Source organism: Marinomonas sp. KMM3893, assembly GCF_004352855.1.
Classification (GTDB): domain Bacteria; phylum Pseudomonadota; class Gammaproteobacteria; order Pseudomonadales; family Marinomonadaceae; genus Marinomonas; species Marinomonas arenicola.
The window spans coordinates 463,519-480,126 of the sequence record NZ_SJSC01000003.1 but is presented as its reverse complement, the minus strand read 5'-3'; the positions used below and the strand labels follow the sequence as shown (position 1 = coordinate 480,126).

General features: G+C 46.9%; 13 protein-coding genes. 3 read left to right on the top strand and 10 right to left on the bottom strand.

All coding sequences use genetic code 11. The features are described from left to right. Positions 1-36: 36 nt before the first annotated feature. Together E0D71_RS10095 and E0D71_RS10090 are read right to left on the bottom strand one after the other, a co-directional pair. Positions 37-1,305 carry a HAMP domain-containing sensor histidine kinase gene (locus E0D71_RS10095; protein WP_133003182.1) on the bottom strand — a complete coding sequence of 423 codons (1,269 nt, stop codon included), beginning with the start codon at positions 1,303-1,305 and terminating at the stop codon, positions 37-39. Beyond that, positions 1,302-1,982 (bottom strand): response regulator transcription factor, encoded by a 681-nt coding sequence (locus E0D71_RS10090; protein ID WP_133003181.1) that lies wholly within the window; start codon positions 1,980-1,982, stop codon positions 1,302-1,304. The genes E0D71_RS10095 and E0D71_RS10090 overlap by 4 nt, the downstream gene beginning before the upstream one ends. Before the next feature lie 149 nt (positions 1,983-2,131). Between E0D71_RS10090 and E0D71_RS10085 the strand changes: the two genes are divergently transcribed. Beyond that, positions 2,132-3,151, top strand: coding sequence for a glycosyltransferase family 2 protein (locus E0D71_RS10085; RefSeq protein ID WP_133003180.1), 1,020 nt, complete (start codon positions 2,132-2,134; stop codon positions 3,149-3,151). Beyond that, positions 3,141-4,565, top strand: coding sequence for a glycosyltransferase family 39 protein (locus tag E0D71_RS10080; protein WP_133003179.1), 1,425 nt, complete (start codon positions 3,141-3,143; stop codon positions 4,563-4,565). The genes E0D71_RS10085 and E0D71_RS10080 overlap by 11 nt, the downstream gene beginning before the upstream one ends. Positions 4,566-4,701: 136 nt before the next feature. On the opposite strand, the gene E0D71_RS10075 is transcribed toward E0D71_RS10080, so the two are convergent. From E0D71_RS10075 to E0D71_RS10065, 3 genes are all read right to left on the bottom strand, one after another. Beyond that, positions 4,702-5,667: a hypothetical protein gene (locus E0D71_RS10075; RefSeq protein ID WP_133003178.1), complete on the bottom strand. Its 966-nt coding sequence runs from the start codon at positions 5,665-5,667 to the stop codon at positions 4,702-4,704. Between the two features lie 295 nt (positions 5,668-5,962). After that, entirely contained in the window at positions 5,963-7,081 is a 1,119-nt protein-coding gene (locus E0D71_RS10070) for a GlxA family transcriptional regulator (RefSeq protein WP_133003177.1), read from the bottom strand. Positions 7,082-7,440: 359 nt separating this feature from the next. Next, complete coding sequence (locus E0D71_RS10065; RefSeq protein WP_133003176.1) at positions 7,441-8,565, bottom strand: hybrid-cluster NAD(P)-dependent oxidoreductase; 1,125 nt, start codon at positions 8,563-8,565, stop codon at positions 7,441-7,443. A 311-nt stretch (positions 8,566-8,876) separates the two neighbouring features. On the opposite strand from E0D71_RS10065, the gene E0D71_RS10060 reads away from it, so the two are divergent. Then, positions 8,877-10,151 (top strand): aromatic ring-hydroxylating dioxygenase subunit alpha, encoded by a 1,275-nt coding sequence (locus E0D71_RS10060; protein ID WP_133003175.1) that lies wholly within the window; start codon positions 8,877-8,879, stop codon positions 10,149-10,151. A 101-nt stretch (positions 10,152-10,252) separates the two neighbouring features. On the opposite strand, the gene E0D71_RS10055 is transcribed toward E0D71_RS10060, so the two are convergent. From E0D71_RS10055 to dgcA, 5 genes are read right to left on the bottom strand one after another with little or no spacing between them, the layout of a single operon-like run. Then, on the bottom strand, positions 10,253-10,501 hold the full coding sequence (locus E0D71_RS10055; protein WP_133003174.1) for a hypothetical protein: 249 nt from the start codon (positions 10,499-10,501) through the stop codon (positions 10,253-10,255). 10 nt (positions 10,502-10,511) lie between these two features. Then, positions 10,512-11,282 carry an electron transfer flavoprotein subunit beta gene (locus E0D71_RS10050; RefSeq protein WP_133003173.1) on the bottom strand — a complete coding sequence of 257 codons (771 nt, stop codon included), beginning with the start codon at positions 11,280-11,282 and terminating at the stop codon, positions 10,512-10,514. Next, complete coding sequence (locus tag E0D71_RS10045; RefSeq protein ID WP_133003172.1) at positions 11,272-12,549, bottom strand: electron transfer flavoprotein subunit alpha/FixB family protein; 1,278 nt, start codon at positions 12,547-12,549, stop codon at positions 11,272-11,274. Before E0D71_RS10045 ends, E0D71_RS10050 begins: the two co-directional genes overlap by 11 nt. Next, positions 12,549-14,495 (bottom strand): (Fe-S)-binding protein, encoded by a 1,947-nt coding sequence (locus tag E0D71_RS10040; protein ID WP_133003171.1) that lies wholly within the window; start codon positions 14,493-14,495, stop codon positions 12,549-12,551. Before E0D71_RS10040 ends, E0D71_RS10045 begins: the two co-directional genes overlap by 1 nt. A 31-nt stretch (positions 14,496-14,526) precedes the next feature. Further along, a complete protein-coding gene (gene dgcA / locus E0D71_RS10035) occupies positions 14,527-16,602 on the bottom strand; it encodes a dimethylglycine demethylation protein DgcA (protein WP_133003170.1) in 2,076 nt (691 codons plus the stop codon). Positions 16,603-16,608: the final 6 nt, after the last annotated feature.

The following is a 16,608-nucleotide window of genomic DNA, read 5'->3' as shown; positions in this document are numbered from 1 at the left end:
GTATTGATGACGTAAACCCAAAGCCATCGAGAAACATCAGACCTCTTGTTCTAATGGGAACAACACGGTAGCGGTACAACCTACGTCATCATTGTTTACTAAACTAAATTCACAACGATATTTCGCACAAATATCACGCACAATCATCAAGCCCAAACCATAACTTTCACCGTGCGGTTTACCATCCAAACCACAGCCTGTGTCTACTACTTTAATCTCATTATCCAGCATAATAAGCTGAATCAAGCCTTCTTCAGTGCATGCAAGCGCGTTCTTAACCAAATTACCGATAAGAATATGCAAAGCCGCAACCGGCAACTTCGTATGCACGACACCTTGCGCAAGGGTTTCTAATACCACCGACGACTTCGGCTGATAGTCTGTATGAGCACGGCAGATTAAGTTCAGCTCTGCTTGCGTAACTTCTCGGAACGAGAGGTTTTCAGGGTCCTCATCTCGGGTTAATGACAACAAGGTGGTAATGTAATCTTCCATCTCTTGGCAAGCATGTATCATGCGCACTCGCTGACGCTCAATAAACTCTTTAGAGTCTGACTTGCCCAATAAGGTCAACCCACCTCGCATGACCATCAGAGGCGTTCTCAGCTCATGACTCGCATTACGGTTAAAGGCTCGTTCGCGATCAATCAGGCTTCTAATCTGATTCTGATAACCGTTCAAGTGATCCACTAATTGATGTATTTCGCGTGTTGCTGCGCCATCAGGAATCGGAATCGGCACGAAATCCTCAGGGCTGCGTGATGCTAAGTTTTTCGACAAGCTCGACAAAGGGGCCGTCAAGCGACTAGATATACGCATTACGACCCATAAGCTGACCACCAACAACAACAGAGAGATAACCAATTGGATGGTTTGAGTATCAAACATCTTGGCTTCACTGGTTTCATAAATCTCATCGTAGTGGATCAAATAGAGGTCTCGCACTTGCCCATTGATCGTCACTTTCTTAAGCATGGAAAAAAACTCAAGATTCGTATCGGAATCTGAGTCTAGGTGATAAGGCTTATCGTCAGACACATCGTCTTCTAAAACCACCCAAGAAGGTAAGTTCTGTTTACCTAAGTAAGCCTCTGAAAACGGAGGAACAGAAACATGAGTGAGTGTCGTGCCCTGAAACATCTGGGTCGCCGTCGCAATGTCTTTATCCATACGGGTTTTGGCGTAAATCGATTCCATGTTTTCTATCATCGACACCAGCATAGAAAAATGGAAAGCAATAATCGCGAAAGCAACGATGGAGAAATAAGTAACGGTTAATTGTTTAGAGGTTCTTATCAGCTTCATTCTTCGCCTTCCGCCACTAAGCGATAGCCCACTTTTGAGATCGTCCTTAAGTAGGCGTGTTCAAACGGGCGGTCTATCAAGCTACGCAACTGATAAATATGACTGCGCAGTACTTTGCTGTCTGGCTCTTCATCGCCCCACAAAGCATCACAAATCTCTTCTTTGCTCACCACTTCCGGCGCACGGTTCATTAGGCATTTCAAAATAGTGTATTGCGAAGGGTTAAGAGAATAACGACTGCCTTCCCTTTGTAGCACTCGCGTGTTCATGTCCAAGGTCAAAGCACCGAAGGTTAACACTCGGTTGGCGACCCCGCCGTTACGACGGCGAATGAGCGCCTGTAAACGCACATCCAAAATTTCCAAGTCAAACGGCTTAATCAGATAATCGTCTGCGGCATGGGTAAAACCATTCAAAATGTCGTCTTTTGTGTCACGCGCTGTGAGCATCAAAACCGGTGTGTCTTTACCGCTTTCTCGTAATAATCGACAAACGGTTAACCCGTCCATTTTAGGCAACATGACGTCCAAAATAATCGCATCGTAATGCCCATTTTTTGCCAGCTCAAGGCCTTGCACGCCATTATTTGCGTAGTCCAGAATGTCGCCTTTGATTTCGAAATAATCGAAAATAACCCCAGCAATATCTTTGTGATCTTCAACCAATAGTAGTTTCATTCGTTCTCTGTCTCTGTCTGCCTAGCAAGGTCGCATCTGTGCTAGGCTAAATTAGGCGCATTAGCATGAAAAAAAAGTGAATCACCTTTTTACGACACCCCATTGAGTAACATGTCAGTATTCAAATCAGAGTACGCAAAAGGTGAATCATGAGTGCAGTACCCTACCTTTATAAAGCACCAACAAGAAAGCCAAAATCAGAACAAGCATTGGTTAGTGTCATCATTCCTTTTTTAAATGAAATGGATGTACTCGCGGCCTGTCATGAAAGGGTTTGTCGCGCTCTAGATGAGCTTGGTCAACACTGCGAAATCATTTACATCGATGATGGTAGCACAGACCTCAGCTGGCGCCTCGTCAAAACCTTTCGCCATACAATCCATCAAGTACAATGCTTGCGATTAAGCCGTAATTTCGGTAAAGAAGCGGCCACCAGTGCCGGGTTAAAAGCGTCCACGGCGCAATGCGCCATTCTACTGGATGCCGACTTACAAGACCCGCCAGAATGCATAAAAGACATGGTACAAGCGTGGCGAGAAGGCGCTCAAGTAGTGGAGATGCAACGTAAAGCACGCCATGGAGAAAATTTCCTGAAGCGCTTTAGCGCTCGTCTGTTTTACAAACTGATGTCGAAAATGAGCGATCAGCCGATCACTGAGAACGTCGGTGACTTTCGCCTGCTGGATCAAAAAGTCGTGTCCGTGATTAATGGCTTACCAGAGCGCACTCGCTTTATGAAAGGCTTGCTTGCGTGGCCGGGCTTTAAACGTACCATTTTGCAATTTGACCGAGACCCTCGTTTGGCTGGCACCACAAAATGGAATTACCCAAAACTGATTCATTTGGCGCTCGAAGGCATTACCTCTTTTAGTACCAAGCCTTTGCGCTGGGCGACCATGGCGGGCATTTTCACCTCCCTGAGCGCGTTTATTATGGCGTTAGTGATACTCACCAAAACCCTTATTTGGGGAGACCCGGTGACCGGTTATCCTTCCACCATGTTGATGATTTTGTTTTTAGGCGGCATTCAGCTTCTGTCGATTGGCGTGCTTGGCGAATACGTCGGGCGCCTGTTCATTGAATCCAAACAACGACCACTCTATGTCCTTATGGAAGAGTCTTTAAACCGCCCCACTTTTGCCCATCAGGAACTAGAGTATGCCCCGTAATACAAACGCTTTACCCTCTTCAAAGAGTCTCTTATTGCTGCTGCTTGGCTGTGTCGTAATACGCTTATTATCCTTGAGTCTCTACCCATTGATGGACACCACAGAAGCACGCTACGGCGAAATGGCCCGCATCATGGTAGAAACAGGAAACTGGGTAACCCCCATGTTTGATTACAATGTGCCATTTTGGGGAAAACCGCCAATGTTCACCTGGTTGAGCAGTGTCGGATTCAGCCTCTTTGGTATCACTGAACTGGCTGCTCGACTGCCTCATCTTTTGGTGGGACTAGGCGTACTTTGGTTGACCTATTTATTGGCAAAAACCCACTTCCAATCAAGAAGAATGGGACTGTTTTCGGCCAGTGTACTCGCCTCCACCTTCTCGTTTATCCTGATTTCTGGCGCCGTCACAACCGATACCGCATTAACCTTTTCCATTACCCTTAGCATGGTCAGCTTCTGGTTCGCTTGGAACAAAAAACACCCTATTTGGGGTTACCTATTCTTTGTTGGTTTGGCGCTCGGCATGCTCTCAAAAGGCCCGCTTGCTCTCGTACTGGTTGGCATCAGTTTGACGCTTTGGTTGCTGCCTAATGCCCGTTGGAAAAAACTCTGGCAAGCTCTACCTTGGGGTTATGGTAGCCTTCTGTTTTTACTGATTGCCTTGCCTTGGTATGCACTCGCTGAATATCGAACCCCCGGATTTTTGGATTACTTTATTGTCGGCGAGCACATCAAGCGCTTTGTTATTGGTGGTTGGCAAGGGGATTTATATGGCACCGCCCACGAGAAAGTCCGTGGCACTATTTGGCTTTATGGCGTAGTCGCCATACTGCCTTGGACGCCCATCATCATTGCGCAATGGGTCAGGTTGCTGAAATCCGGTCAGGACACTCAAGAATCCGCCAATGGCTTCGGTTGTTTCTTACTCTGTTGGCTGCTCGCGCCACTGCTTTTGTTTACCTTTGCGGGGAACATTTTATTAACCTATGTCATGCCTGCTCTGCCGGCTGCCGCGCTCTTAGTGGTTCATTACCATCACCAAAAAGCGCTGCCGTCTTGGCTTTATGGCGTTGGTTTTATTACCCCTGCTATTTTGATTGTGTTTATTGGCGCTCTTCATTTTCACTATGGTGACGCTCGTTCAGAGGCCAATATAATGACCAGCTGGAAAGCGCAAAAAGAACACGCCGATGCGGATCTGTTTTACTTAAGACACCGACCATTTTCGGCCGAGTTTTATTCAGCAGGTAAAGCCTTACAGCGCTCTCGAGCACTAAACTCTTGGTTGCCTTCGCAACATCAGCCTTTTTTCATCGTACAACGAACTGATAGTCAGGAAAGCTACCCGAACTGGTCTTGTTCAGAAAGAAGCCAAGTGCACAAAGAAACGCTCCTGTATTGCCATCAATAGGTTTTTAACAACCAAAAAACAGGCGTAAAAAAGGGAGCCTGCGCTCCCTTTTTTAATAAAAACAATTCATATCTAAATTGCGACAATCGAAAGTGCTGAAATTTAAAAAAACAAAAGAAAACAGTTTTCGAAAAGGTTAGTTCTCTTTTAAAGAATATTCAGAAAACTCAAATTCATTCCAATTTACTGTTCTTCGATTTTTTTCTCTTAAATGCAAAACTGTATCAAACCAATCAAGAGAAAGAGAAAAAACCTCATTGAAACCTTCGAGACGGTTTGATTCACAGAGAAATAATGGAAAGCATCTTCCAGGGTATTTTCTATCTATAGCCCCTACAAGATCACCAATTACACCAACATTAATCTTTTCATTTACATTTACTAATCTTCTATTTTGCTCATGAAACTTTCCAATAGCATGAACATAACCATCAAGCACTAAATGTAAATCAACAACATCTGAAAATCTTTCTAATACTTTTCTATCTTTTGATTTTTTCACTTTAATTTTAAATTTATTCATAGGTACAGAAAAAATTGAAAAAACAGAGCCATCTTTCCTACTCGATTCTCGACTTATGGTATTAATAGGTAAAGCTGTATGCTGAGAAAGATTTCGCAAAATACAAGCTAGAGCATATTCATTGTTATCTTCATATTCTTTTAGGTAGCTACTCTCAACAATATCAAGATAATCTTTATTCCCGCAGACTCTAGCCAAAAATGAAGTTCTATGGTCTATTGATGTCGACGATTCGTCATTTTTTTTATTCGCACGAAAATGTTTATCTAAATATAATTTTCCAAAATTCAATAAATTAAATGCTCTTCGATTTAACTCACTTCGCATCTCATGCATATGTTTATAGTCAAAAGCAAGGCTGGATGAGCCGTGAGCTGACTTCAAATTAAACTTATACAAACTTGTTTTAAATTCAATCAAACACTCAACGATCTGATCATATATGCATTCAAGATCAAGAATTCTAACAAGACCATCTCTTGCGTTTTTTACCCCTAACACTTCGTCATGAGTCAACTCAAACTTATGATTTTCTATCCCAAGTTCAGTTTTAACATTCACACCTACAAAATATTTCATTGATTTAGTCCTTTAAATATAGAGACAGCAGTATCTAATCAACACCGTGCATAAACACCACCTTTATGAATAGTACCAAGCAAGACAAAGTCTTGGTGAAGAGTAGACAACCTACTAGAAATTAAAAAATAAAACCTCAGGTTTAACAAAAAGAGATCAAAATGATAGATACTTTTTAAAAACACAGCCAATTAAAAGTAAAAAAACGGAGAATATACTATTTATGGACATAAAAAAAGGGAGCCTGCGCTCCCTTTTTTTATCCGTATTCTTCATTCACCAGATAAAAAGAGTTTTAAATGGCAACCGAGCCATAACTGGGTTCTGCATGCGCATTATTAAGTGCCGAAGAGGCATGGGCCATATACACAAAATTACCCGTTTCATTGGAGGTGGTCGCCGCTGGCACTAGGTCCACATGGCTCCACGCCATTTTACGTTCGTCTCGCGGCGAAATACCGATGTGTTTACGGTAGCAGCGGCTAAAATGCGGGGTGGATATAAAGCCACAAGCGGTGGAAATTTCCACGATCGACATATTCGACTGTTTTAATAATTGACGAGCTCGGTCTAGTCGCAAACGCAGATAATAGCGCGATGGTGAACAATCCAAATATTTATGGAACATGCGCTCTATTTGCCGACGCGACACATCCACAAAGGTCGCCATTTCATCCAGCTCTATTGGTTCTTCTAAGTTATTTTCCATCAACTGAATCACATCGACCAATTTGGGTTTGCAGCCTCCGCCATTATTCAATTGGCGCAGTGGCATACGTTGCTGATCAGACTCAGTACGAATACGTTCACAAATAAACATATCAGACACCGCATTCGAGAGCTTTGCACCATGCTGACGAGCAATCATGGTCAAAAACATGTCCATTGGGGCGTTGCCACCGGATGAAGTGATTCGATTGCGATCAATAGAAAAGAGCAAATTATTGCAATTTACTTTAGGAAAACGCTCTTGCAAGGCCGTTAAGCACTCCCAATGAACGCTGCAATTATAGCCATCCAACAAACCCGCATGCGCCAACACATAAGCCCCAGTACAAATACTGCCTAAGTGAACACCCTTGCGGGCTTTTTGCTGTAACCAAGAGACCTGCTTCGCGGTAAAGGCACGGGTAATATCTAACCCACCCACGACAATAATCAAATCTAGCTCAGGCGCATTCGCAATGGAAAAATCTGGTGTCAGGCTCAATCCATCACTCGCGGATAAAGGCTGTCCATCCTCAGAAATGAGTTGCCAGCTATACAGCTCTTCTGCGGATAACTGATTGGCCATTCGCAATGGCTCTATCGAGGAAGCCAACGCAATCATGGTGAAATGATCCAGTAGTAAAAACCCTACCTTGATCACCTTTTTTGCCTCGTGAGGAGATACTGAGTGTGTTGTCGTAGCCATGTCTGTGCCCTCTTATTTTCACTCTTTAAACTTAGGCAAAATTCAGACCAAGATTAAAGAAAATACTATTTTTATTATTTAGGGTAAAACCACATCAATATAACCAAGCCAAATGGCAGTTAAACGCTTTTTAAGCACAGAAAATCAGGCGTTTGATAAAAAGACGCATAAGCAAAAAGACGTTTCTATTTACGGCTCAAGTCATGTCAGATAAGACACCCTCCTCAACCCTTAAATAAAACGTCTTTTACGGCTCTCTTTTTGTCAGGCTAAAACGCCGTCGTTTTTCTGTTTTCGCACTGTTTTAAATCACCATTGCTCTTTTATTGATCCAGCATTTAACAAAAATAGCCTGTTAATTAAAATTCTACAACAACATTAGACTTAGGCACGGTGCAACACGACAGAACATAGCCGTCTTCTACATCTTCATCGGTGATACCACCGTTATGATCCATTTGAGTTTGGCCTGTTTTCACCAACACTTTGCAAGTACCGCAGATCCCCATACCACAAGCTTTGGGGATCATTAAATCCAGTTTTGCGGCCGCGGTGTGCAAGGTTTCTCCCGCAGAAACTTGGATACTTTTGCCGGTATTGGTGAACTCCACACGCAGTAAATCTTCTTGGTTAATCGCATCGGCTTCTGCTTGCGCGACTTCCGCTTGTTCTAACGCATCTTCCACCACATTGTCTGGGGTCGCGCCAAAGGACTCTTCATGGTAATGAGACATATCAAAACCATGTTCTTGCAGTAATTGTTTCACTGCCTTCATATAGGGCGTTGGGCCACAGCAAAAAATCTCTCGTTCCATAAAATCTGGCGAAATCATTTTCAACTTATCTTCATCAAAGAAACCGCGATACCCTTGCCATGGCAACCCGTTTTCCATGCGCTCGACAATCAAGTACAAACCAAAATTATCCAAACGCGATGCCATATGATCCAGCTCACGAGGGTAAATGACATCACGAGGCGAACGCGCACTATGGATAAAAGTAATGTCCACATCGGCGTTCGTATCAAACCACCAACGCGCCATCGACATAACGGGGGTAATCCCCACGCCACCAGACAGAAGCAGAACTTTCTCGGCGGCAAAATCAATGCAGTTAAACTGACCGACAGGCCCGTGCACTGCCACTTCACTACCAATGACCATGTTGTCATGAAGCCAATTGGACACTTCCCCACCCGGAACACGCTTCACCGTAATAGAAAAACTGTAAGGCACCGATGGCGAGCTCGAAATGGTATAAGAGCGCATCACTTGCTTGTCATTGATCTCTAATTCCAAGGTAACAAATTGCCCAGGCTTAAAGAAAAACATCACCGGTTGTTGCGCCATAAAACAAAAAGTGCGCACGTCCCACGTTTCATGAATTACTTTTACGCAACGCACATTGTGACGGCCATTAACCCAAGTTTGAGTGTTTACTGGGGCTAAGTAATCCGCGTTTACAGCAGGAGTCGAATCAGTCATAGAAAGTTCCCAATTAGTGACGCTATTGTCTGGTATTTCGCTCATTCTCGTTCGACTTTGTGCGCACCAATTAACTCTAAACGACAATAACTTGCTCATTGCAGTCAAGACCACGTAATTCAAGCCATGAGCGGTCGATTTGAATGTCACAGCATGTCGCGATTAGGCATTTTAATAAGCCGTCATTGGGAGAAGATAAGCCTAATGTTATCGCTCAAGAATCCCCCATTCGGCGCGCTTGAGTAGCAAACAAACCACCGTCAGTTTGACACCCCATGCACTATTCTTTTTGTTATTAAGGGTCCAGAAAGATGAACCAAAACGATCTACTCAATGTCCGCCACGCTACCCTTGATGAGGCTCGCACTGACATGCTCAGCGCACTGGATAAGCGCCTCAAAAACCACTCTTTGGAGGCCGCGCTCTATAACGATCCGCACATGTTTCGTATTGATATGGAAGAGGTGTTTCAAAAAGAATGGTTGTTCGTTGGCATGACCAGTGAAATTCCCAAAAAAGGCGACTACTTCACGGTTGAGGTAGGACAAAACCCAGTATTAGTGCTGCGTGATGCCGACGGCAACATAAATGCCTTCCACAATACTTGCCGCCATCGAGGCTCTATCATTTGCAGCGAGCATCGTGGCAAGGTTGCCAATCTCGTTTGCCCTTATCATCAATGGACCTATGATTTAAAAGGCAAGCTGTTGTTTGCTGGCACCGAGATGAATGAGAATTTTGATAAAACACAGCATGGCCTAAAACCGACCCATTGCAAAAACGCTGGCGGTTTTATTTTTGTGTGTTTAGGCGAGACCGCTCCTAACGATCAATTTGATGAGTTTCTAGCGTCTCTTGATGAGTACATGGAACCCTACGATGTGGAGAACACCAAACTGGCGGCGGAATCGACCATGTACGAACGCGCCAACTGGAAGCTGGTACTTGAGAACAATCGCGAATGTTATCACTGTGCAGGCAGCCACCCAGAATTATTGAACACCTTGCTCGAATGGGACGACACAAACGACCCTCGTGCCCCACAAGATTTCTTAGACCATTACACTGCGCAAGCGGCAAAATGGGACGCCGAAGGCATTCCCCATCAACACAAAAGCTTTGGTTCGTCGCAGCGCAACCGCATGGTGCGCATGCCATTGAAAAAGAACACCAAGGTCATGACTATGGATGGCAGCGCCGCTTGTCAAAAAATGCTCGGCCGAGTGAAAAATCCTGAATTGGGCTCAATGCGAATTTTGCATCTGCCTAACTCTTGGAACCACATGCAATCTGATCACTTCATTGTGTTTCGCGTGTTACCGGTGTCGGCTCAAGAAAGCATAGTGACAACAAAGTGGTTCGTGCACAAGGACGCGGTAGAAGGCGTTGATTACGAGCCAGAAAAACTGCGTCACGTCTGGGATGCCACCAACGAGCAAGACAAAGTACTTGGCGAACGCAACCAATTAGGCATTAACTCCATGGGCTATCGGCCAGGGCCTTATTCAGAAACCTATGAATTTGGCATCATTAACTTTTTAGAATGGTACGCCAATACCATCAAGAAAAACCTGCAGGCACCCTAACGATAACTGAATGTCAGGCACAAAAAAACGGGCGCTTACAGAGCGCCCGTTTTACTGTGATTCTGGTGGTTTCACGCTCACATCATGAGCCAATAATCCGCTTATGCTATGCCAGTAAAACTGACAAAACGACGCAATAGCGCTTTCACTTCCGGCAGAACGGTTACTTCATTATGCTCCATCTCTTGGCAAAGCTGCTGCACAAAAGAGATCTGTTCAGGGCATTCTTTTAACCAGGCTAAGGTCGCATCGCGCACCTCTTCTAAGCTCTGCTCTTGGCGAATAGGCGCCCCGAGCGCGATCAGCTTTTCTTTAAAATCTACTTCATCAACCAAGTCTACAATCATCATAGTTTAGTACCTAGCGAATCACTTTTTCTTCTAGTAAAAGATCAAAAATAGCGCGTGCTTTTTCTTTTGGCGTTTCGTTTTTCATCACCTTGCCAGTGCCCCCTTCGGGTTTTGCCGTGGCCGCTTTGAAGCGTTCAGCCGCGGTTTTCGCTTTCACCGTTTTTAGACGTTTCGGACGAATTTTTGCCACCGACTCTTGCCAATCTACACGAATCTGATCCACTTCACCAACACTCTCGACGCTTTCTACTGTCGCTCGTAAACCAACGGCAAAGGCACTTTGGCGAGCCGCTTCCGCGGCATGGTCCATGCTCGCTATAAACGGCAATTGAATGCTCACTGCACGGCGCTGCCCACGAGGCAAGGCCAACAGCACTTCCGCCTTGCCATCCTTAACTGCGACAATGTCCGCCACCCGCGCCACCACAGGCCAGCCTAACGCGTGCGCCAATAAATACGGCACCATACCAGATGACTCGCCGCTTTCAGCACGGACACCGGTCAGCACTATGTCGATGTTTTTCTGTTCTAAAAAACGCTGTAGAACAGGCACAGCATCGACGCTATCCTCTTGTTTTAAGACGGTTAAAGAAGGCAAGCCCATGCCTGCATATTGTCGTAATATCGGGTCATCTGGGTTACCCACATGAAGCACAGTCAAGGCCGTATCGGCCAATTTCAAACCAAGCTCTACCGCCCGTGAATCTTGTTCTGCGCGTCGTGCACGCCCCGATTGAGGATGACGCCCCACCGACACTAAGGAAACAATATTAAGCGGCATCACTGTTCTCCTGTTTTTTGCTTCCTTGCTGATTTCCATGCTCACTGGCATAAGCCTGAGCAAGCAGCATCAGCTCTGATAACACAAGGTCGCTATCGTCAATCACACTTAAATTCGCCCGCTTTACCATGTCGCAACCGGCATCCGTGTTAATGGCTATGATTTTGTCGCACTGGCCGATTCCCTGCATGTGCTGAATCGCCCCTGAAATCCCCACAGCCATGTACACGCGCGCAGTGACCCAGGTGCCAGAAGCGCCCACTTGGCGAAAACGCGGCATAAAACCGTCGTCCACCGCCACCCGACTCGCCCCTTCTGTGGCGCCCAGCGCCTCAGCGGTCTGATGAAATTGCGGCCAATTATGAATACCATTGCCCGCGGATAGGATGAACTCAGCCTCTGCTAATGGAATTTCATTAGGGTCCACCGCCACCTGACCTCGATCGAGTATGCGAGGCGTGTGCTCATGAAAAGCAGGCATTTCCAACGGCAAGACTTGGTGACGCGTTTCATCAATGGCGTTGCCACACTCTTCTAACACCATCACAATACGCGGTGTTTGTCTGGCAATATCAAGGCTGCCACCAGCGCCACGACAAACAACCTTCTCAGGCGTCACTTGCCATGCTTGTGAGGCAGGTCGCTCTCCTAAACTCGCCGCGAGACGCGACGCTAAATCCGTACCACCATGCACGCTGTCTGGAAACAACCAATGTTTTGGCGCCCAGGTTTCCTCCATCTGAGTTAACGCTGCCGCTCTCGCTTCAGGGGAAAAACCATCAAACTCATCACTTGTTCGCTGTATCAAACGATCCACCCCAGCAAGATCAAAGTGTTCCTCTTTGGTGTCTCCAAAGCACACGGCGACCACCGCGCCCTTGCCTTCCATGTCCGCTTGCAAAGCATGAGCGAGGCCTAAAATGTCTTTATCATGAACAGACAAGCGGCCGCCGACTAAATCTGGCACCACAAAAATATAAAAATCAGGGGCCGTCACCGTATGCAATGGCAATACCGTGTCCGATGACTTAGCCTGATGAGGCTGGCTGACGGCTGCCCCATTGCCCTTAAGACGATCAATTCGCTTAATGCCATTAGGGCCAATAAAACCAATTTGATGAGGGTTTTTACGGGGCAATCCACTCGGCCCAATAACATGCCCTAATCCCTCGCTGATCACCTCATGATGCAGCGGGTGCAAACGATTTCGTGCAATCCATTCCTTACGAGGATCTCGGCGCACGATGGCGGATGAAGAAGTCGTCATTAATGCACCTCCTCAATAAGCTGACCTAGCAGAATTTCAGCGATGTCTTTGACCACTGGACGCGGCTCAACCACACCTTCTAGCATCGCCGTACATTGCTGACAGCCTACCGCGACTAACTCAGCCCCAGTCTGGGTAATGTCTTCCATTCGCATGTCTGCAATACGTCGCTCCCCTGGAATATCAGTAATAGGTGCGCCACCACCGCCACCGCAACAACGGGAGCGAAAAGCCGAGCGCTCCATTTCCGCGATCTCAATGCCTAATGATTCTAGCAGTGCTCTTGGCGCCTCGTATTCGCCGTTGTAGCGTCCCAGATAACACGGATCATGATAGGTGACTTTGCCGCCTTTAAAAGCGCTCAGTTTGAGTAACCCCTGTTGCACCAATTGATTCAAGAAGGTGGTATGGTGAAGAACCTCAACGCCTTGGCCTGACCCTCCTTTAGACAAGACACCATCCACATCAAAATCACCGTATTCATTGCGCAAACAATGGTAAGCGTGAGGGTCAGTGGTGACTATTTTGCTAAATTTATACTTACCAAGCGTCGCCAGATTACGCGTCGCTAACTGCTGAAAGGTAGCGTCGTCGCCCAATCGTCTTGCCACATCGCCACAATCAAGTTCTTCGTCACCTAAAATAGCGACGTCCACATTAGCGGCTTTCATTAGAGCCACAAAAGCTCGGAGAATACGCTGACTGCGCATATCAAAAGCGCCATCGGATACCCAAAACAAAACCTCCGCGGTTTGCTTTTGTTTCATCAAGGGCAAATTCTGATCCGCCGCCCAATGCGTTCGGCTCGCTGGCGCATAACCGTTTGGATTGTCCGTCGCTATGATATTCTCTAAGATCTCAGCGCCCTTATTGGGCGTTTTGCCTTTTTCCATTGTCAGAAAGCGTCGCATATCGACTATTGCGTCCACGTGCTCAATCATCATAGGGCACTCTTCAACACAGGCACGACAGGTGGTACAAGACCATAACGTATCGGCATCAATGAGACCGGCGGTGATCACATTATCGATCCCACCTTTGGCGTTGCCCAACACTTTTGCGTCGCCCTTGCCGGCTGGATAAGGGCTGCCGGCGTAGTTTGCATCTGTGCCGCCCGCCAAACCAACCACCATATCTTGAATCAACTTTTTCGGGTTCAATGGCTGTCCAGCCGCAAACGCCGGACACATGGCTTCGCATTTACCGCACTGCACACAAGCGTCAAAACCGAGTAATTGGTTCCATTTAAAATCGCTCGGTTTGGCCACACCGTGAACATCCCCACCCAATACGGCAGGTTTTAACCCAGTAGAGCGCCCCCCCCCAAAACGCTCAGGGCGACGATGAAAAGCAAGGTGCAAAGCGCCAGCAAAAGCGTGCTTCATCGGCCCGCCCCACGTCATACCAAACAGCATTTCAGACAAACTCAAAACAATGCCGATCGACAACACCAGCGTCAGCAACCAACTGCCAGTGCCTTCAGGCAAAATGTCTGCCATAGGAAGCGTGAGCACAAAAAAAGTCAGCGAAAACATCAATAAGCTTTTCGGCAATCGCATCCAAGGCCCTTTCGATAAACGACTAGGGGGATGTAAACGACGCTTCGCAATGAACAGAGCACCCACAAACATCAGCACCAGAGACACCAATAATGCCCCCGCCAGCAGCTGGCTAGAGACACCAAACACATGCACCAAGATCACCAGAATCATCGACAAAACAAAACCACCGGCCGTCGCCACATGGCTGCGAGACATATATTTGTCCCGTTCCACCACATGATGAAGGTCCTGCAGATAGCGTCTTGGCAGCGCCAATAAACCCGCCACTATGTTCACTTTTTCCGGCTGTCCGGCGCGCCATAAATTGGCTCGCCGCACCCCTCCGACCACCGCCAACACAAGCAGCGTCGTAATTAAAACTGAAGGTAACCAGTCAATAACCATGATGAATCCTCATCAACGAGCGCTCTAACCATTAAAGATCTTTGCAAAGGCGCAAAGCATCATACAGCGCCGCATGCGTATTTCGCTGCGACACACAATCCCCAAGACGCCATAAAATCATGCCATCACTCGCCGCGTTACCCTCTGCTTCAAGCACAGGTTGAGGCTTGATATCAAACAAGGCTTCCATGTCGATTTGCCCCTTATTGCAAGACGAGGCTTTTAAGGCGTAATACAAATCCTCGTTTGGACGCGTGCCATTCTCCACCACCACTTGATCCACCACGCGTTCTTCTTGCTGGCCTGTGTATTCGTTTTCTAACACCGCCACCAGGTTGCTCCCTTCGCGGTAGACTTTTTCCAAAATCAAATCAGAAGACATGATCACGTCTTTTTCATACAGCGAACGGTAGTAAGTCGGAAAGGTGGTACCGCCAATGCCAACACCGGGCTTAATGTCATCCGTAACCAGCTCCACTAAAGCGCCTTTTGAGGCCAAATAATCCGCCGCCGACATGCCTGAAAACTCGCAAATCGTGTCGTAGATCAGCACGTTTTTACCCGGCTCTACCTTGCCACTTAAAATGTCCCAAGTGGACACCACCAAGCCTTCTTCTGCGCCCCACTCTGGGTTTTGCTCAAGGAAAGGGCGGCCACCGGTTGCCAAAATACAGACATCAGGGCTCAGGCTTTTTACCAAGGATTCATCGGCTGCCGTATTGAGTCGAATCTCAACGCCTAAGCGCTCCAACTCCATAATTAACCAACGACTAATGCCCGCAATTTGATCCCGCTGTGGTGCTTTTGCGGCCAAGGTAATTTGCCCGCCGAGCTCCTCAGCCCTTTCTATTAAGGTGACGTTATGACCACGCTCAGCCGCAACTCGAGCAGACTCCATGCCGCCAGGGCCACCACCAATCACAACCACATTACGAATCACTCCGGTGGTTTTCTCTATGGTATGAGGCAACCCCATGTATTCTCGAGAAGTGGCCGCATTTTGAATGCACAACACGTCTAAACCTTGGTATTGGCGATCGATGCAATAGTTTGCGCCGACACATTGGCGTATTTGATCGACCTGATCCATCTTGATTTTGGCAATAAAGTGCGGGTCAGCAATGTGCGCGCGGGTCATGCCGACAAAGTCCACATAGCCGCCTTCAATAATACGTTTGGCTTGGTTTGGGTCTTTAATGTTCTGGGCATGTATCACAGGCACAGACACCACGGTTTTAATGCCCGCAGCAAGGTGCAAAAACGGTTCTGGCGGGTAACTCATGTTGGGGATCACATTGGCCAAGGTGTTGTGAGTATCACAACCTGACCCGACCACACCGAAATAGTCGATCATGCCAGTGTCGTCAAAGTATTTGGCTATTTGCTTCATGTCTTCGTGGTTTAAACCATCGGGGTGAAACTCATCCCCCGAAATGCGCAAACCGACAACAAAATCTGGCCCCACTTCTGCGCGCACCGCTTTTAGCACTTCCATGCCAAATTTCATGCGACCTTCAAACGTGCCGCCCCATTCATCGGTACGTTTATTGACTCGTGGCGACCAGAACTGGTCGATCATATGCTGGTGAACCGCCGACAACTCAACACCGTCTAAGCCCCCTTCTTTCGCGCGGCGTGCCGCTTGGGCAAAGTCGCCAATGATGCGCCAGATTTCTTCCACTTCGATGGTTTTACAGGTCGCACGATGCACAGGTTCACGAATACCAGAAGGCGACATCAAGTTTGGCCAGTTTTCGCCATCCCAACGGGAGCGACGTCCCATATGGGTAATTTGAATCATGATCTTGCCACCGTGTTTGTGTACCGCGTCGGCCAGATTTTGAAAGTGCGGAATAATACGATCGACGGACAAATTAACGGAACTCCACCAGCTTTGTGGGCTGTCTATCGACACCACGCTGGAGCCACCGCAAATACACAAACCACAACCGCCTTTGGCTTTTTCTTCGTAATACTTCACATAACGGTCTGTTGTCATGCCCCCATCGGTGGCATATACCTCCGCGTGAGCCGTGCTGACGATACGGTTGCGTATCGTCAATTTGTTGATGTTTAATGGCTCGAACAACGCATCATACTGGGACATAATAGA